This window comes from Halomonas sp. McD50-4 (genome assembly GCF_022348135.1).
Classification (GTDB): Bacteria; Pseudomonadota; Gammaproteobacteria; order Pseudomonadales; family Halomonadaceae; genus Vreelandella; species Vreelandella piezotolerans.
Window position 1 is genome coordinate 271,924 of the sequence record NZ_JAKRFG010000001.1, and the last position, 16,261, is coordinate 288,184.

General features: G+C 57.2%; 18 protein-coding genes. 3 read left to right on the plus strand and 15 right to left on the minus strand.

Annotated elements, in window-relative coordinates:
- Nucleotides 1-14 precede the first annotated feature (14 nt).
- The 9 genes from MHM85_RS01300 to MHM85_RS01340 form a co-directional block, all read right to left on the minus strand.
- Nucleotides 15-404: a hypothetical protein gene (locus MHM85_RS01300; protein WP_139527330.1), complete on the minus strand. Its 390-nt coding sequence runs from the start codon at nt 402-404 to the stop codon at nt 15-17.
- Between the two features lie 125 nt (nt 405-529).
- Nucleotides 530-769 carry a hypothetical protein gene (locus tag MHM85_RS01305; RefSeq protein WP_239283641.1) on the minus strand — a complete coding sequence of 80 codons (240 nt, stop codon included), beginning with the start codon at nt 767-769 and terminating at the stop codon, nt 530-532.
- Nucleotides 770-833: 64 nt separating this feature from the next.
- Nucleotides 834-2,138 (minus strand): S8 family serine peptidase, encoded by a 1,305-nt coding sequence (locus MHM85_RS01310; RefSeq protein ID WP_239283652.1) that lies wholly within the window; start codon nt 2,136-2,138, stop codon nt 834-836.
- A 114-nt stretch (nt 2,139-2,252) separates the two neighbouring features.
- The gene (gene map, locus MHM85_RS01315) at nt 2,253-3,041 is read right to left on the minus strand and encodes a type I methionyl aminopeptidase (protein WP_139527327.1); all 789 of its coding nucleotides are present in this window, start codon (nt 3,039-3,041) and stop codon (nt 2,253-2,255) included.
- Nucleotides 3,034-3,240, minus strand: a complete 207-nt coding sequence (locus MHM85_RS01320; RefSeq protein WP_139527326.1) for a ParD-like family protein — start codon at nt 3,238-3,240, stop codon at nt 3,034-3,036. The genes map and MHM85_RS01320 overlap by 8 nt, the downstream gene beginning before the upstream one ends.
- Nucleotides 3,241-3,462: 222 nt before the next feature.
- Nucleotides 3,463-3,873: a DUF2784 domain-containing protein gene (locus MHM85_RS01325; RefSeq protein ID WP_139527325.1), complete on the minus strand. Its 411-nt coding sequence runs from the start codon at nt 3,871-3,873 to the stop codon at nt 3,463-3,465.
- Between the two features lie 18 nt (nt 3,874-3,891).
- Nucleotides 3,892-4,698, minus strand: coding sequence for a GGDEF domain-containing protein (locus MHM85_RS01330; protein WP_239283654.1), 807 nt, complete (start codon nt 4,696-4,698; stop codon nt 3,892-3,894).
- Nucleotides 4,699-4,737: 39 nt separating this feature from the next.
- Complete coding sequence (locus MHM85_RS01335; RefSeq protein WP_239283665.1) at nt 4,738-5,097, minus strand: hypothetical protein; 360 nt, start codon at nt 5,095-5,097, stop codon at nt 4,738-4,740.
- A gap of 64 nt (nt 5,098-5,161) precedes the next feature.
- A complete protein-coding gene (locus MHM85_RS01340; protein WP_139527323.1) occupies nt 5,162-5,959 on the minus strand; it encodes a M48 family metallopeptidase in 798 nt (265 codons plus the stop codon).
- A 208-nt stretch (nt 5,960-6,167) separates the two neighbouring features.
- On the opposite strand from MHM85_RS01340, the gene MHM85_RS01345 reads away from it, so the two are divergent.
- Complete coding sequence (locus MHM85_RS01345) at nt 6,168-6,695, plus strand: invasion associated locus B family protein (RefSeq protein ID WP_231125638.1); 528 nt, start codon at nt 6,168-6,170, stop codon at nt 6,693-6,695.
- Between the two features lie 77 nt (nt 6,696-6,772).
- On the opposite strand, the gene MHM85_RS01350 is transcribed toward MHM85_RS01345, so the two are convergent.
- Nucleotides 6,773-7,567, minus strand: coding sequence for a 2OG-Fe dioxygenase family protein (locus MHM85_RS01350; RefSeq protein ID WP_239283677.1), 795 nt, complete (start codon nt 7,565-7,567; stop codon nt 6,773-6,775).
- A 266-nt stretch (nt 7,568-7,833) separates the two neighbouring features.
- Here MHM85_RS01350 and MHM85_RS01355 point away from each other — a divergent pair, with 266 nt between their 5' ends.
- Together MHM85_RS01355 and MHM85_RS01360 are read left to right on the plus strand one after the other, a co-directional pair.
- Complete coding sequence (locus tag MHM85_RS01355) at nt 7,834-9,699, plus strand: EAL domain-containing protein (protein ID WP_239283695.1); 1,866 nt, start codon at nt 7,834-7,836, stop codon at nt 9,697-9,699.
- A 264-nt stretch (nt 9,700-9,963) separates the two neighbouring features.
- Nucleotides 9,964-10,884 (plus strand): 2-dehydropantoate 2-reductase, encoded by a 921-nt coding sequence (locus MHM85_RS01360; RefSeq protein ID WP_139527320.1) that lies wholly within the window; start codon nt 9,964-9,966, stop codon nt 10,882-10,884.
- A 123-nt stretch (nt 10,885-11,007) separates the two neighbouring features.
- Here MHM85_RS01360 and MHM85_RS01365 read toward each other — a convergent pair whose 3' ends face one another.
- From MHM85_RS01365 to MHM85_RS01385, 5 genes are all read right to left on the minus strand, one after another.
- Complete coding sequence (locus MHM85_RS01365; RefSeq protein WP_153843698.1) at nt 11,008-11,634, minus strand: glutathione S-transferase family protein; 627 nt, start codon at nt 11,632-11,634, stop codon at nt 11,008-11,010.
- Nucleotides 11,635-11,753: 119 nt separating this feature from the next.
- Nucleotides 11,754-12,650, minus strand: a complete 897-nt coding sequence (gene mmsB, locus MHM85_RS01370) for a 3-hydroxyisobutyrate dehydrogenase (RefSeq protein ID WP_239283707.1) — start codon at nt 12,648-12,650, stop codon at nt 11,754-11,756.
- A gap of 45 nt (nt 12,651-12,695) precedes the next feature.
- Entirely contained in the window at nt 12,696-13,811 is a 1,116-nt protein-coding gene (locus tag MHM85_RS01375) for an enoyl-CoA hydratase/isomerase family protein (protein ID WP_139527317.1), read from the minus strand.
- A gap of 47 nt (nt 13,812-13,858) precedes the next feature.
- The gene (locus MHM85_RS01380; protein ID WP_239283723.1) at nt 13,859-15,013 is read right to left on the minus strand and encodes an acyl-CoA dehydrogenase family protein; all 1,155 of its coding nucleotides are present in this window, start codon (nt 15,011-15,013) and stop codon (nt 13,859-13,861) included.
- 240 nt (nt 15,014-15,253) lie between these two features.
- On the minus strand, nt 15,254-16,261 hold the full coding sequence (locus tag MHM85_RS01385; RefSeq protein ID WP_239283725.1) for a branched-chain amino acid ABC transporter permease: 1,008 nt from the start codon (nt 16,259-16,261) through the stop codon (nt 15,254-15,256).

Genomic DNA, 16,261 nt, shown 5'->3' on the forward strand with positions numbered 1-16,261 from the left:
CTGGCGACGCGTTGCTACAAAAACCACCAAACTACCAGAAGCAGCGCGTAAACGATCAGCGATATGAGTGTGACAAGGCCAAATAAGCGTACTTTTCTGTCTTTGAACACAGCGCCATTTTCGCCCTCTAACGCTTTCGCTCGATCAGCAAATTGTTTGTATTGCCAGCTTGCTGATAACTCGAAGATGGCGAAGAGTACGATGATGATAATGCCGATCATTCGAGTATGAAACGCGCGCTCGATTGCTTGCATGTTGCATTCATCTAGCAGTGAGTAATGTGCCGTTAGAAGCCCAATAGTAAAGGCGGCACAAACTCCCATCATCACAAACCGAATGGCACCTAAGTGACGGAGCTGATTCATGAGCTCAGTGAATTGCACATCGATGGAAATGGGAGGCATGACGTAGCCCTTCACTACTTAGCGAAATGAACGTCGTCCAATGCTGACGTCGCCTCAGTACAGAAGCTACTTTAGTGCATGACCATAGGAATTTCGGTTAGTTAACAGGATGATAATAGTGGTCGTCACCACGTCTCATCTGCCCCCGGTGGGCCAAGATCCATGGGTACATCGGGAGCAACATCTAACACCCCTTGCACCTGTTTAAGCCGCTGCGCGGTGGCATCGTCGGCAGCACCGGTAATGCAGCCGATCTCCTCTAGCACCTCACGTACGATGAGCCCTTCGGCGCTGAGGCGGGTGGCGATGTCTTGAATCGGTTGATCGCTGGAGATCGTGATTAGCCATAGCGTGACCGTTGCCATTGAGTGTCTCTCCACAAGTCGTGCGCTGGGCGCTGGAGCTTAGACACCCAGCGCATAGTGAGAGTTAAGGGGCCTGCACCAGTCCAACGCCTACCTGAGCGTCAGGCAGAGGCAACGCTTTAGCAGAAGCCACTAACTGCTCCCAGAGTTTGCGGCCACGCAGCGAGGCATCCGACTGTGCCCAGAGCGCCGCGCAGCCCGCCACGTGGGGCGCGGCCATGCTGGTGCCGCTGATCGATTTATGCCGCGTGGGCCGTGGCCACGATGAAAAAACATCGCGGCCAGGGGCCGCAATCTCAATTTTTCCGTAGTTGGAAAAATTAGAGGGCGATAAGCTGGGGTCTAGAGACGCCACCGACATCACCGTGGGCGAATTGGCCGGTGCCCCCGTTTGCGTCGCGGCATTCCCCGCGGCGGCAATCACCAGGCTGCCGTTACGCAGCGCCGCGGCCCCGGCATGAGTGTAGGCCGCCTGTACCGGGCTTTGGCTGCCCAACGACATCGAAATCACTTCACACCGATTGGCAATCGCCCAGTTCAAACCGGCCAGCACGCCGGCTCCGGTACTGCTGCCGGCATTAGTGAGGACTTTTCCCACCTGAATCTGCGCGTCGTAAGCGATGCCGTAGCGCGGCGTCGTACCGGCAGGAGCCTGAGGGCCGCAGGCGGTGCCGATACAGTGGGTACCGTGCCCGTTCATGTCCTGGACGGCCTCTCCAACGAACGAGCGGGTAACGAACTCCCTGCCTGCAAAATCGGGGTGGCCCAGATCCATGCCGGTATCCAATACAGCGACTTTGATGCCCGCTCCGCTCCAGCAGCTTTGCGGCACCTTGCATCGGCTTAACCCCCAGGTCGGCCGCAGCGCTGTTTCTAGTTCGGACGGGGCCTCTTCGCTATCCAGTTCTACGCCCAAATCCTGTGCGATAGTAGTGGCAGCACGTAAGAAGCCACGGAGATACTCCGAGTGTTCCGAGAACGCAAAATACTCCGGCTCGATGATCTCGATGGGGCTATCTGCCGCAAGCGCATCCAGCACGCCCATGCCATGATGCTCGATGGCATCACCGCCGATCAGCGCCACGCCGATCTCAGGAAACACCATTGCCTCGGCATCTCCGGCTTCCTCGAGGCTCACCGCTTGATCGTTGAAGTCACGGGCATCCGCGACGCGTAGGTGATGGGCTTTCAATGCCTGGATGCCCTCTTCCACTTGGCCATCGCGATAGCTAATGAGAAAGCGCCCGGTCTCCAGGCAGCTCCCTCCGCGCTCCAGGGCGTCCAGCAGCAGCTTCTCAGGGCCACAAGCAACCGTGGCGCGTGGCTGCTGTGTGGGCATATTGCCCTTATCCGTTGGTTTTTTCGCCATCGTCGACATCCTTTTCTTTGAGCATTAGCGCAGTACGACAAGCACATGTTAGCACCTGCCGTTTCAGCTTAACGCACATGGGACGCTTCGCCAGAAGAGGATGATGACGCCGCGCTAATCGCTGAGGACGGGTAGGTGTTCGTCATCGCGCAGCGTCAGCACTTCAACCCCCGTCGCCGTCACAGCCACGGTGTGCTCCCACTGAGCCGAGAGCTTTTTGTCGCTGGTGACAACGGTCCAGCCATCGCGCTTGGTTTTGATTTTGGCTTTGCCCATATTGATCATGGGCTCAATGGTGAACACCATTCCCTCTTGCAGCGTAAGGCCTTTGCCCCGCTTACCATAGTGCAGCACTTGAGGCTCTTCGTGCATCTCACGACCAATGCCGTGGCCGCAGTATTCACGTACAACCGAATAGCCGTGGCGTTCAGCGTGATACTGAATGGCGTACCCCACGTCGCCCAATGTGGCACCGGGCTTGACCGCATGGATACCCTGCCACATGGCTTCATAGGTTTTATCCACCAAACGCTTGGCGTTGGGCGTCACGTCCCCTACCAAATACGTTTTGCTGGAATCGGCGATAAAGCCGTTTTTTTCCAGGGTGATATCCACATTAACGATATCCCCCGATGTCAATATCTGGGTGTCGGATGGGATACCATGACATACCACGTGATTCACCGAGGCATTCAATACGAAGGGATAATCGTACTGGCCCTTGCTCGCCGGCCGGGCGTGCAGTTCATCGACAATGTAACGCTCGGCCCAGCGGTCGATAGCCATCGTCGAGATCCCCGGCACGATGCGCGTGTCGAGATAGTGAAATACCTGCGCCAGCAGCTTTCCAGCCTCACGCATCAAGGCAAGCTCTGCTGGACTTTTCAGCGCAACCCTACTCACCCATCACCTTCCTGACATCCACGTCGGCTTGCTTCATTTGTTCATGAATAATGTCAGTGAAAGACATACTGGGGTTTGCCTCAGCCAGCATGCCTATTTTGATCCAATACTCCGCCTGTGCGTTGATTGAACGCACCATCACCGTGCTCGCTTTGCGCAATTCTTCATGCAACTGATCGTCAATCTTCACGATACCCATCACGCCACCTAATATATGAAATGAATACACAATATATACGTATCATATATTTTCAAAATAGGCGCAGCAAGTGACGGCTGCCATCAACAAAATGGCCTGCCGAGGGCCAACGGTGTCAGGGGTGGCGCTATTGGGATGGGAGGTTACATCTGTCTCTCGAAATCGGCACGGCATTGCTGGCTAACCGCCGGTTATTCAAATATATATCACCATGTAGAGTGTTTAACCGCGTGGTTTACCTCGCCGCCTCGGTGGGACGACCCACCAACTGGCCAGCACTAATCCACCAAACAGCGTGTAGACCACCGCAAACACCCATTCTGGCGCGGAGAAATAAAGCAAACGATGCAACCAGTGCTGAATAAACGATCCTGCATAGGTAGCAACGCCCGCCTCGGCGCGTAGCGCCATTTCCAGGGTAGTTAACGGGCATACCACTCCTAACCATGCCTGCGCCACTACATAACCAATGGCGCTCAAATGGAGTAACCGAAACGGACGATGATGGACCCACGCCCAGCGGCATCCTCGCCCAACGTAAATAGCCACCACGCCAACCACCACGAAAGCGACGAACAGCACGTGGAGAATCAGCACGAGATCGGCAAGTAGTAGCCATTGGCTGGGCAACATCACATCAAAGCCGGTTGGTTAACGGGGACTGAGACCTTCGCGGCCTACCACCACGCGGTCTCTACCAGCGCGTTTGCCTTCATAGAGTAATTCATCAGCGCGTTTGATCAACGCCTCCAATCCACTCGCTTCTGCATCTTTGGTGGCTACGCCGATGGTGACGCTCGGTGTCAGTTCGCTCACGCCATCTTTAAAGACCAATGCCGCCACTCGCTGCTTCAAGCGTTCGGCGATGTGCTCCGCCTCGGCAGCACTTGTGCTCGGCAGAGCCACCACGAACTCTTCCCCACCAAAGCGTCCGATCACATCCGATGGGCGCAGCGCATTGGCGCAGACCTCGGCAATACGGACCAGCACCCCATCGCCATAGCTGTGCCCCCAGGTGTCGTTGATGTGTTTGAAGTGATCCACATCGATCATCAATAGGCTGAACGGCGTACGATCGGCTTGGCAGCTCTGCAGCAGCTGTTTAGCCACGTTCATAAAGTGGCCCCGGTTATTGAGTTTCGTCAACGCATCCCGCTCAGCCAGCACCCTCAACTGCTCTTCTAACGACTTCCGATGGGCGATTTCTTGATGAAGCTGGCTATTTTGATCGCGCTCTTCATGCAATAGCGCATACTGCTTGCGCTGCAAGATTTCCAGGCGCAGCAAGGCAAAAAACCCCACCACCATGCCCATGATCAGCAGCAACGAGATCAACAGTGTCGGCACGGGTGCCACATCAGCAAACAGCACCGCCGCCACTAAAAAGCCAATATTTAGATAGAGGCTTGCCGCCGTCACGATCATCAAGCGATTGGGAATCAGCAGATAGAACGCCATCGTGGCTACCACTACGGCCGTGATTTGCGTGGATAGGCTCTAAGGACGCAACGGCACGATCAAAATGATACCCGTGGCGAATACCCACAACGGTATGGCATGTAGCCAACGACGGTCATCACACTTGCTACCCTGCCGCACCAAATACACCACCAACAGGCATAGACTGACCACCACAACGCGCAGGGCCAACAGCGTATAAAACGCACGGGTAAGACCCAACAAGTAGTAATCCGCGATGGCAAACATGCCAAACACACCAGCCGCCACGCTCACGGCAAGACGGAACTCGCTTCGCACGCGTTCTTGGATAGACCAACGATACCTCTGCTCACGCCTAGCATCGCAAAATTGGCCGGTTAGCCCATGCACCACATCCTGCTTTTTTTGTAACGGCACAGCGCCACACTCCCCACGTTATTCCGCCATTTTTCAATTCGATAATACAAGGTGGCTGCTCTGCTCAACACTGCGCTGGAGCAACCGTGCGGTAAGTCGCATCGGCCTCTTCCAGCGCCCCTCGCAGTGCCCGTATGCGCGATTCATGGGCAGGGTGGGTGGACAGGAATTCCGGCGGCTGCCCCCCACCCGCAGCCGCCATGTTCTGCCATAACGCCACGCTCTGCTGAGGGTCGAACCCGGCATGAGCCATGATCTCAAGGCCCATCAAGTCGGCCTCCTCTTCGTGAGTACGACTAAACGGCAGGCTAATGCCCAGTTGAGCGCCCACGCCCAACGCCTGCATCAGTTGCTGGTTACCAAACTCGCCCTCTCCCAACAGCCCTACCACTACGAGCACGGCCTTGATGCCCAGCTCTTGGGTCAAGCGTTCGTTGCCGTGGTCGGCCAGTACGTGAGCCACTTCATGCCCCATGACGGCAGCGAGCTGTGCAGGGGTTTGCGCCACTCGCAGCAAGCCGCTATGCACACCGATCCGCCCGCCCGGCAGCGCAAACGCATTGGGGGAAGGGTCTTCAAATACCACCACCTCCCAGCGTTCAGGGAAATCGAGCCCAGGGTAGCTCGCCTCGGCACCGGCCACCACGTAACGCGCCACGCACTGGACGAGTTGGTTCGCTTGCGCATCACGGCTGATGGGTTGTGTGTTGCGTAACTGATCGAAAGCATCGGCGCCCATATCCGCCATTAACGGGCCGGGTACCAGAGCCAGCTGGGAGCGCCCGGTGGGCGTTTCTCCACAGCCCGCCAGCAAAGCCAATAGAGCGAGGAAGAAAACGGGTCTGACACATCGAAGACACATGCGTAAAGGTCGCCTAAATCGAGAAACATGACGCAGAGTATACGTCGCTTCGCTGGCAAAGCAGCTTACTAAAGGTTAGCAACTAGCGTCGAAGAGAGGCGTCCCCACTCGACCCTGGCGCCTATCGTCACTACGCTGGATATCGAGGGAGCAAGCAGGCATGGTGGTAGCCTCATCCACCATCCATAAACCTATAGGAGATTAGGCAATGCCACACCGGTTTACTCAAACCTTATGCACGATGGGACTGTTATCGATCTTGGCGTTTTCATCCAGCGCCTTCGGCCAACAGCCGGGATCAGCACCTGGAAGTAATGTCACGACCGAGTCGTTTCAAGATTGGGAAGTACGCTGCCAAGATAGCCAAGGCCCGGCTCGCTGCGCGATGGTACAAATGGTCACACAGCCCGGCGGCGACCAACCATTGATGCAGGTCGTGCTCGAACACCCCCCGCAAATCGACGGACCCGTCATGAGCTTCTTCGTGCCACTGGGGGTTCGCTTGGCAGCGGGCTTGCAGTTAGTGGTGGATAATGGAGAGCCTATCCAGTTCCCCTATCAGGTTTGTCAGGAACAAGGCTGCCGCGCTGACGCCCCCATCGAGCCCGCTATGCTGCAACAGCTGCGCAATGGAACGACAGCCACCCTCAGCATGATAGGTCCCCGCGGCGACCGTATAGATTTGGATATTTCATTGATGGGCTTCACCAGTGCCAGTAACCGCGTCGCTCCCTGAAAACAGTGACTCGACGCAAAACGCCCCCGGAACCCCGGGGGCGCTGTGATTACTCGTTGTTCAAGTTACCGCGAGTGTCAGCGACGCTCATTGAGGACCGCTTTTGGGAAATGACGACGCAATATCCGGTTTTGGAAATCATCCACGAATCGGCTATTTATAATGATGATAAAACGCTCGAAAGGGGCCTCACTATCGAGCTGTTCGATCCCATCGACACTGTGAAACAGCCGATCGTCGCGCAGATGAAGAATATCACCAGGGTTCAGCGTGATATCGACCAATGACTGCGTGCCCGCCTTGTCGGCAAAGAGGTGGTTTTCGGCGCCCGCGACGTTTTCCCGATTGAGGACCAGAATGCTAAGCGCCTTGCAGCCATCGGCATGAATCCCCTGCCCCTGAAGAGGGTCGACGGCACCTTCCCCGCGAACCCCAGTGATCTGCATCAGAATGGGTTCGTGCGCACCGATGCCCCAAAGCGTTGCCCAGGCGAGAACGAAGGCCTTGACATCGGGGCGTTCTAAAAACGCTTGCGTCAGCGGATCATAATACCGCAAGCGATCCGCCATGCTTTCCGCATCGTTGAAAGCGCCTCCCTGTGCCATGGGGCACTGGCCCATATCCTCTACCTCTCCCTGATCATTCAGAGCGAGCCATGACATCCGCTTCCAGCGAAGATTGACATAAGGATCGCGGGGCAAGTCCGCCACGAACCCCTGCCAGGCAGCCAGATCGATTCGCTCGCGAAGATCGGTCTTCGCCCAATCCTGATGCCGCAGCGCCTCGATCACTTCCGGACGCCAATACTCGGCAATGGGATGGACAGACATAGAGGGAAGTTCGACACCGTGTGTGAGAGTATCGAGTTTCATGTGAGTATTCTCCTGTTCTTTGGGCGGAATTGCCCGGTGCGGCCGGTATCAATACCCCGGCCAACAGAAGAAAAATGAAAAGAGTTGCAAGGATATGTCAAAGAAATGTAGGTAAAAAGAGTGATTTTGTTGCCAAAAGGATCAGACCGTCGGCGTTATATCGGAGTAATTCATCTCCTACCAATAGGTGTAGGATAAATACAACAAAATGCCTTATGGTTACCCTTATGATGGCCATTGAAAGTGTTTTTCTTTAAGTGGATCCCATGACTGCCCGCGATTCCCGACATCACAGAGATCTGGAACGTCCGAAGAAGCACCCCAAGGCGTTTTCCAATGAGCGGTGTCAGGTGTCCAAGCCGCCGCCAGCGGAGGACGTCGATCTACATGATGCAGGCAGAGAAGAGATCGAGTTAGTACGCCGCCAATACTTAGAAAGTGAACAACGATTTCGCACCCTGCTGGAAAGCCTTCCCAAAGTGGCCGTTCAAGGGTACGACCGCGATCGACGCGTCATTTACTGGAACGAAGGCAGCACCCGCCTCTATGGCTATACACCTGAAGAGGCCTTGGGAGAGTTACTGGAGGACCTGATCATTCCGGGCCCTATGCGTGAGGGAGTGATTCAGGCGCATAGCGCCTGGATCGAAGAAGGCGTCGCCATACCCGCCGGAGAGCTCGAACTCATGCACAAAACCGGCGAACTGATATCGGTCTATTCACAGCACCTGATGCTCAATGAGCATACCGATGCCCCCTTGCTGTTTTGCGTGGATGTCGATCTTTCTGACCAGAAACGTGCCCACCGGGACCTGGAGTTTGCCACCCGATTCGACAGGCTCACCCATCTCCCTAACCGGCAGACCTTCGAGATGGACCTGGACAACCTGCTGGAATCCTGTCGCCGTGTGGGCAACAGTCTTGCCACCCTTTATTTAGATATCGATCACTTCGTCGAGATCAATGATGCCCTTGGTTATGACCAGGGCGATCGCCTGCTCGTCGAGCTGACTCGACGCCTGCGGGAGTGCCAGCGCGTCACTGACCTGGTGTCTCGCGTCTCTAGCGATGAGTTCGTGCTGGCCTTTCCCTGCGGCCATTTAGCCACCAATGTCGAACGCGTGGTTCGTCGTATTCAGAATGTCTTTCGGAAACCGTTCGTCTTGGATGGTCGGGAGCGTCAGGTCACGGCCTGCCTGGGCGTGGCGCTCTTTCCTGACAATGGTGAATCGTCACGGGAATTGATACGAAATGCCGATGTGGCCAAGAACCGGGCCAAACTCGAGGGCCGCGGTACCGTACGTTTCTTTCAGCAGAAACTGCATGATGAGCTGGTTCGCCAGCACTATCTTTCGTCGCGACTCGAAGAGGCCTTGGATAATGGCGAACTCTCCCTGCACTACCAGCCGCAAGTCTCCGCGGTCAGCGGAGGAATAGAGAACCTCGAAGCGTTGCTGCGCTGGGAGCCCCCCGAGGGCCCGACGATCTCGCCTGCCGAGTTCATCCCGCTGGCCGAGCGCTCCGGTTTGATCCATCGTCTCGGCGATTGGGTCATCGAAGAAGCCTGTCACCAGCAGGTAGCGTGGCGTGCCAAGGGGTTTCATCAGCACCGGATCGACATCAATATCTCGGGTCGGCAACTGACACGTCCCGGCGCCCTCAAACGTTTCGAGGACACGCTACAGCGCCATGGCTTGGCCCCGCAGGATATCGGCATCGAATTGACCGAGAACATCCTCATCGAAGCCGACGAGACCGTCCTCGAAGACCTTTGGCGTCTTTATCATCGCGGTATACGCATTGCGATCGATGATTTCGGGATTGGTTACTCCTCCCTAAGCTACCTCAAGCACTTCCCCGCCACGGCCCTGAAGATCGACCGCTCCTTCATTCAGGATGCGCCTACCCAACCAAAAGACCGAGCCATTCTGGAAGGCGCCATCCTCATCGGTCATCGATTGGGATTAGAGGTAGTGGCCGAAGGCGTCGAGAATGCCGAACAGCTCTCCCTGCTGCGCGACCTACATTGCGATCTCATCCAAGGATTCTTCTTCTTCCGCCCGATGCCTGCCCAGGAAATCGAGCGGCTGTTGAGCGGTTTTGTGGGTGGTCCTGGGGGGTTATCGGGCTGAGGATTATTGTGGTTTGGCTTACCGCTCCATTTGTTGCTCTATTTTTGTGGATTGTGCGCGATTTCCACTGATGACCGGGATTGTTCTCCACCATTTGCTCATCGTCTTGATTAGACCTCTTCAAATACACTACCGAACGAATTGGCATATCTTTTGAATCGACGTCAATTGAAACTAGTCACACACCGTTCTTTTCACTCTTAGCCTCTTCATACCGAAAAAGGTAAGCTTTGCAACACGTTCGCTGCTGAAGATGCTTCCTCCATGACCACCCACTGGATTCTTGGCCCTGGGGCCATTGGCCGTTTGTTAGCGCACTCTCTAGCCCCGCTCGTTGATGTGGCGGTAATTGGCCGCCGTGCATTGCCATCGCGGCAGGTGCTGACCACGCCGGAAGGCGACGTGCGTGTTCAGCATTTAACCTCACTTACCGCTGAACAGTTGGTGGCGGATACGCCTGCACCACCTGCGTTCGTGCACATCACCACCAAAGCCATGGCCGCCGAGGCGGCGCTGTCGAGTATCGCGAGCGCGCTGCCCCCTTCTACTCCACTGGTACTGTGGCAGAACGGTTTTTATGCGCAGCCGCGTATTACCCAAACGTGGCCAGGGCCGGTGCTGTGCGCTACCACCACTCAGGGGGCGTACTTAACCGGAGATGATGGCGTAGTACACGCCGGGCGCGGGCCAACGTTTGTGGGGGATTTAGATAACCAGCACGCCGGGTTAGCGGCATCCTTAGCGGTGCTGCTGAGTGAGGCTGGGCTTACTGCTTCAGAGGTGAACGATATTCGCAGCCGTCTGTGGCAGAAGTTAGCGGTGAATGCGGCGATTAACCCGTTAGTGGCGCTGCATGGCGTGCGTAATGGGGAGCTTCGTGGAGATGCCTATTCAGGCCGCGTAGTGGCCGTGGTGAGGGAAGTCGCGGCGATTTTAGCGAAGGAAGGGGTTGTGCCGCCGAACGGTGGCGAGGGTGAAGCCGCCTGGTTGGAACTGGTGTGGCAGGTGGTGGAGAACACCGCGAACAATAAAGCCTCGATGTTGCAGGATGTTGAGGCCAAACGGCTGACCGAGCGGGGGGCGATTTTAGGGCCGTTGATTGAGCGCGCTGAGCGGCATGGGTTGAGGTGTGAGGTATTGAAGGGGTTGGATAGGGAGTTAGCGCAAGTGGAAGTCGGCTTTTAAGACAACAGCACAGGGGCAGCGATGCTGCCCTTCGCGGGTGCCTTGCGGTGCTCGTTACGCCGCGCTACAGGGTGGTTGACCCTCTTCGGCGGCGACGATACCTGCCGAGTTTAAAATGAGTTTTTAAGTGACTGGAATCATCACGATCTTGCGGTAGGCGGGCCGTTCGGCGAGTCGTTCTGTCCAGCGCTGGAGGTGCGGGCGGGGTTGCCAGGAGAGGCCGCTGTTGAGCAGGTTGTAAGTGAACGGGGCGATGGCGATATCGGCGAGGCCGAAGGCGTCGCCGGAGAACCAAGGCTGCTGGCTCAACGCGGTGTCTAGCTGGGCGAGGAGTTTTTCACAGGTAGCAATGGCAGGGTTTAGCCGTTCGCTATCGCGCTGTTCCGGCGGGGTGCGAACGTACCCCATCAAAATGGTGCGGTGGGCGGGAGTGAGCAGACTGGTGGACCAATCCATCCACTTTTCCATCTGCGCCCGCTTGGCGGGCTCTTCGATCCATAAATGATTAGGAGCGTACTGCGCTGCCAAGTAGCGCAGAATGGTGTTGGACTCCCACAGCACGCTTTGTGTCGCGTCGTCTTTGAGTAGCGGCACCAGGCCATTGGGGTTCATGGCGAGGTATTCTGGCGTGTCGTTCACGCCGTGGTGCAGGCCCGCCACGATCTGCTCGTGGGGCAGCGCTAGCTCTTCCAGTACCCAGAGTACTTTTTTGACGTTGGTGGAGTTGTTGCGGCCCCAAAGCGTGATCATGGAAGTCCTTATGCTAGATAGATTGAAGTGGCGGGCCAGGGCAGCGTTGCCGCCCTTTGCGGGTGCCTTGCGCTGCTCGTTACCCCGCGCTACGCCATCGCCTCACGATTTACCACTCACTACTCACTCTTATCTTGATACAACTTGAGCAGGCTGGAGAAGTCGAGTTTGCCGTTGCCTCCTGCCTTGTGCAGGGTGAACAGCGAGCGAGCGGCGGAGCCCATGGGCACCGGGGAAGCGCTCTGCTGGCTGACATCCATGGCAAGGCCCAGGTCTTTGATCATCAAGTCGACCTGGAAACCGCCTTGGTAGCCTTTCGAGGCGGGTGCGTTTTCCATTACCCCTGGATAAGGATTGTAGACGTTCAGTGCCCAGTTGCCGCCGGAGCTTTGCTTCATGATTTCCGAAAGCACGGCGGGGTCGAGGCCATTTTTGACGCCCATGTTGATCGCTTCGCAGGTACCTGCCATCAGAATCGACAGCAGCATGTTGTTGCACACTTTGGCGACCTGCCCCGCGCCGTGGTTGCCCGCGTGGAAGATGTTTTTACCCATGGCTTGCAGCACCGGCTGCGCCTGGGCGAACTGCTCTTCCGAGCCACCGACGATAAACGTCAGCGTGCCCGCTTGGGCACCGCCTACCCCACCGGAGACCGGCGCATCCATAAAACCAATGCCCTTTTCTGCTCCGGCGGCGGCGACTTGGCGGGCGGTGTCGGCGTCAATGGTAGAGCAATCGATCACCAAGGCACTGGATTTGATGACGTCGAACAGCGGCGCGTCGCCGTCTACGTAAAGCCCCCGCACGTGCTTGCCTGCGGGTAGCATGGAGATGATGAAATCGGCGTCGGTAGCGGCCTCTGTGGCGGTGGCGGCAACGTCGCAGCCTTGCGATTGGGCGGTCTCCAGCGCCTGAGCGGAGAGATCGAAGGCCCGCACGGTAAAGCCTGCTTTCGCCAGATTGGCGGCCATGGGGGCGCCCATATTGCCTAATCCAATAAACGCAACGGTAGTCATCTTTTTGTCCTTGTTAGCGTGTCATGTGCGGTGCATGAGGGTACGTTATGCCAAGTCTGCCAGCGGGTTGGTATCCCAAGGCGATGCCAGCAACTCGTCGATGAAAGTAGGTTCGACCGAGGCCACATCCGGATAGGTCCAGCTTGGCTGACCGTCTTTATCCACCAGCAGCGCGCGCACCCCTTCGGGGAACTCTCGGTGGCGGCAGCACTGCACCGAAAGCGCCAGCTCGAATTGGAAGACTTCCGCCAACGACATGTGTTTGGCGCGGCTGAGCTGCTCGTAGATCAGTTTGACCGACACGGGACTGCCGTGGGCCAAGGTTTTTTGCGCTTTGCTGAACCACTGGTCGTCGGTCTGAACGGCCAATACGGCCTCGACCATCTGCTCGACGGTGTCGTGGTCCATTAGCTCACGAATCATGGAAGCAGACTTGTAAACCGGCGCTTCCATCTCCGCAAAGACGTTTTGGGAGGCTTGCTCAAGCTCGCGTAACACGCGGTTCACCACGCCGTGGGCGTCGGTGTCAGCACCCTCGCCCCAGTTAGCGGCCAACAGCTTTTCAGCCAATGCGCCACGGTGGTGGCTGGCAATGGCGCGGTCGGCCAGGCCTAAATGAACCGCGTCCGGTGCGTTGATTTGCCCGCCGGTCATCGCCAAAAACCGCCCGGCACCGCCCGGCAAACGGTTGAGGAACCAGCTCGCCCCCACGTCTGGGTATAGCCCAATGGTGACTTCCGGCATGGCCAGCCGCGAGGTTTCGGTGACGATGCGGTGGCTGCTGCCGCTGAGTAACCCCATGCCGCCGCCCATCACGATGCCGTTGCCCCAGCAAATCACCGGTTTGGGAAACGTATGGAGCTGATAATCCAGACGGTATTCGTTCTCGAAGAAGCGCTCGGGGAAATCGGCGGCCCCCTCGCCTTGAATGGCTTTGTAGAGATTGACCACATCGCCACCGGCGCAGAAGGCTTTCTCACCGGCGCTATCCAGCAGCACGGCCACGACCCGATCGTCAGATTGCCACTGACTCAGGCGCGGTAGGATCTCTTCGATCATGTCCAACGTCAGCGCGTTGAGCGAGCGCTCGGCGTTCAAGGTGATCTCGCCAATCACATGGCCATCTTGGGTAGTGTGCTCTTCAAACAGTACGCAACTCATCGTTTGTCCTTGTTATGAAAGGGGCTCGGTGGCAAGTGCCCCGGCGACTATAGCTCGGCGGCACCGTCGGCCAATACGCGGCGGGAAATGATCAGCCGCATGATTTCGTTGGTGCCTTCCAGAATACGGTGTACGCGGGTATCGCGCACGTAGCGCTCCATTGGGTACTCCTTGATGTAGCCATTGCCACCGTAGAGCTGCAGCGCTTCATCGCATACTTTGAAGCCCACGTCCGTCGCGAAGCGTTTGGCCATGGCGCAATAAGTGGTGGCATCCGGGTGACCCGCATCCATCTTGGTGGCGGCCATGCGCACTAGCTGACGTGCGGCGACGAGCTCGGTGACCATATCGGCCAGGCGAAACTGCAGGGCCTGAAAATCGGCCAAACGCTTGCCGAACTGCTTGCGCTCGAGCATGTACTCGCGGGCTTTATTCAGCGCCTGCTGGGCTGTGCCGATGGAACAGGTGGCAATGTTGATACGCCCCCCGTCCAGCCCCTTCATGGCGATTTTGAAACCGTCACCTTCGTTACCCAGCAGGTGGTTAGCGGGGACGCGCACGTCTTCGAAGGTAATCATACGGGTGGGCTGGCTATTCCAGCCCATCTTGTCCTCTTTACGGCCGTAGCTGATGCCCTCGCTCTTGGCATCCACCGCAAAGGCGGAAACGCCGCTGGGCCCTTCACCGCCGGTGCGCGCCATCACCACCAGGAAGTCGGTGCTGCCCGCCCCGGAAATGAACATCTTGCTGCCGTTCAACACGTAGTGTTCACCATCGCGCTTTGCAGTAGTTTTAAGGGATGCTGCATCGGACCCTGAATTGGGCTCGGTCAGACAGTAGGAGCCCAATAGCTCACCCGTCGCCAGCTTTTCGCCCCACTGCGCCACGGCCTCCCGCGTGCCGAAATCAGCCAGCATCCAGGTCACCATGTTATGGATGGTGAGGTACGCGGTAGTGGAAGTGCAGCCCATCGAGAGCTGCTCGAAAATGATGCTGGCATCCAGCCGTGAAAGTCCCAGCCCACCGACGCTTTCCGGGGCGTAGAGCGAGCAAAAGCCCAACTCCCCTGCTTTACGAATCACATCGACGGGGAAAAAAGATTCTGCGTCCCATTCGGCGGCGTGGGGCTCTAGCTCGTTCTGAGCGAACGCTCGGGCCATATCGGAAAAGGCGACCTGGTCTTCACTTAGCTCGAAATTCATGGCGTATCTCCACAGCGCGTGGGTGGCCTGCGCCCTTTTGAGGCAGTGGGACAGTCACACACGGGTGTTGTCATTATTGGCAATGTTGACGTTTACGTTAACTTATATTTTTAGCTTGTGCGGCGCAACCCAATCCCCCAATACCTTTGGCGTAGAAGGTGACCAACGCTTCCGATCAGGCAGAAAAAAGGGTGCCCAAAGGCACCCAATCCACGGACAGACGCGGTTAACGGGAATCGATCATTTGAAGTTCTTGCGGTACATCTTGGCCAGCTCGCCAACGATGCCGCTACGGAAGCTGAGTACGCATATCACGAAGATGATGCCGAGAATCACACTCACCCAGTTACCTAGCGGCGACTGCGCCAGCAGGTGCTGTAAGCTGACCACCAGCCCCGCTCCCATTAGAGGACCGAGCAGCGTGCCGACGCCGCCCAGCAGCGTCATCAAAATGACTTCGCCCGACATATGCCAGTGGGCATCAGTGAGCGAGGCCAACTGGAACACCACGGTCTTGGTGGAACCCGCCAAACCCGCGAGCGCGGCCGAGAGCACGAATGCCAACAGCTTGTAGGCATCCACGTTATAGCCCAGCGACACGGCACGCGGCTCGTTTTCACGAATGGCTTTCAGAACTTGCCCAAAGGGGGAGTGAACGGCGCGCTGAATGACGGCAAAGCCAAACACGAAAACTGCAAACACGAAGTAGTACATGGCGAGGTTACTGCTCAGGTCGAGCATCCCGAACAGATGCCCTCTCGGCACGCCGTGCAGGCCATCTTCCCCACCGGTAAACGACGACTGCACGAACACGAAGAACATCAGCTGTGCAAGTGCCAGCGTCACCATGGCAAAGTAGATGCCCTGACGACGAATGGAGAGCACGCCAAACAGCGCCCCCAGCAGCGTCGCCATCGCCGTGCCTGCGAGAATACCCAGTTCGGGCGTGAGGCCTGGATAGCTGGCCAGTAGATAGCCCGTCACATAGCCACCGGTCGCCAAGAAGGCCGCATGGCCAAACGAGAGCAGCCCAGCATAGCCCAACAGCAGATTGAAAGCGCAAGCAAACAGCGCAAAACAGAGAATCTTCATCAAAAAGACCGGGTACGCTACGAAGGGCGCAACCAACCCCACTACCAACAGCGCCAGATAAAACATGTTGCGGCGGAGTTTGGCGCGCCGCTGGCGCTCCTGCACTACCGAGGGCAGCGACGTGGCCGAAGATGAAGAGGAAGACGTGGTTGTCAT

Coding starts and splice junctions, on each gene's coding strand:
- MHM85_RS01380 (WP_239283723.1), bottom strand. CDS start 15,013: ATGAATTTCGAGCTAAGTGAAGACCAGGTCGCCTTTTCCGATATGGCC.
- MHM85_RS01305 (WP_239283641.1), bottom strand. CDS start 769: ATGGCAACGGTCACGCTATGGCTAATCACGATCTCCAGCGATCAACCG.
- MHM85_RS01310 (WP_239283652.1), bottom strand. CDS start 2,138: ATGGCGAAAAAACCAACGGATAAGGGCAATATGCCCACACAGCAGCCA.
- MHM85_RS01340 (WP_139527323.1), bottom strand. CDS start 5,959: ATGTGTCTTCGATGTGTCAGACCCGTTTTCTTCCTCGCTCTATTGGCT.
- MHM85_RS01355 (WP_239283695.1), top strand. CDS start 7,834: ATGACTGCCCGCGATTCCCGACATCACAGAGATCTGGAACGTCCGAAG.
- MHM85_RS01360 (WP_139527320.1), top strand. CDS start 9,964: ATGACCACCCACTGGATTCTTGGCCCTGGGGCCATTGGCCGTTTGTTA.
- MHM85_RS01375 (WP_139527317.1), bottom strand. CDS start 13,811: ATGAGTTGCGTACTGTTTGAAGAGCACACTACCCAAGATGGCCATGTG.
- MHM85_RS01365 (WP_153843698.1), bottom strand. CDS start 11,634: ATGATCACGCTTTGGGGCCGCAACAACTCCACCAACGTCAAAAAAGTA.
- MHM85_RS01345 (WP_231125638.1), top strand. CDS start 6,168: ATGCCACACCGGTTTACTCAAACCTTATGCACGATGGGACTGTTATCG.
- MHM85_RS01300 (WP_139527330.1), bottom strand. CDS start 404: ATGCCTCCCATTTCCATCGATGTGCAATTCACTGAGCTCATGAATCAG.
- MHM85_RS01320 (WP_139527326.1), bottom strand. CDS start 3,240: ATGGGTATCGTGAAGATTGACGATCAGTTGCATGAAGAATTGCGCAAA.
- MHM85_RS01350 (WP_239283677.1), bottom strand. CDS start 7,567: ATGAAACTCGATACTCTCACACACGGTGTCGAACTTCCCTCTATGTCT.
- MHM85_RS01330 (WP_239283654.1), bottom strand. CDS start 4,698: ATGGCGTTCTATCTGCTGATTCCCAATCGCTTGATGATCGTGACGGCG.
- MHM85_RS01325 (WP_139527325.1), bottom strand. CDS start 3,873: ATGTTGCCCAGCCAATGGCTACTACTTGCCGATCTCGTGCTGATTCTC.
- mmsB (WP_239283707.1), bottom strand. CDS start 12,650: ATGACTACCGTTGCGTTTATTGGATTAGGCAATATGGGCGCCCCCATG.
- MHM85_RS01385 (WP_239283725.1), bottom strand. CDS start 16,261: ATGACAACCACGTCTTCCTCTTCATCTTCGGCCACGTCGCTGCCCTCG.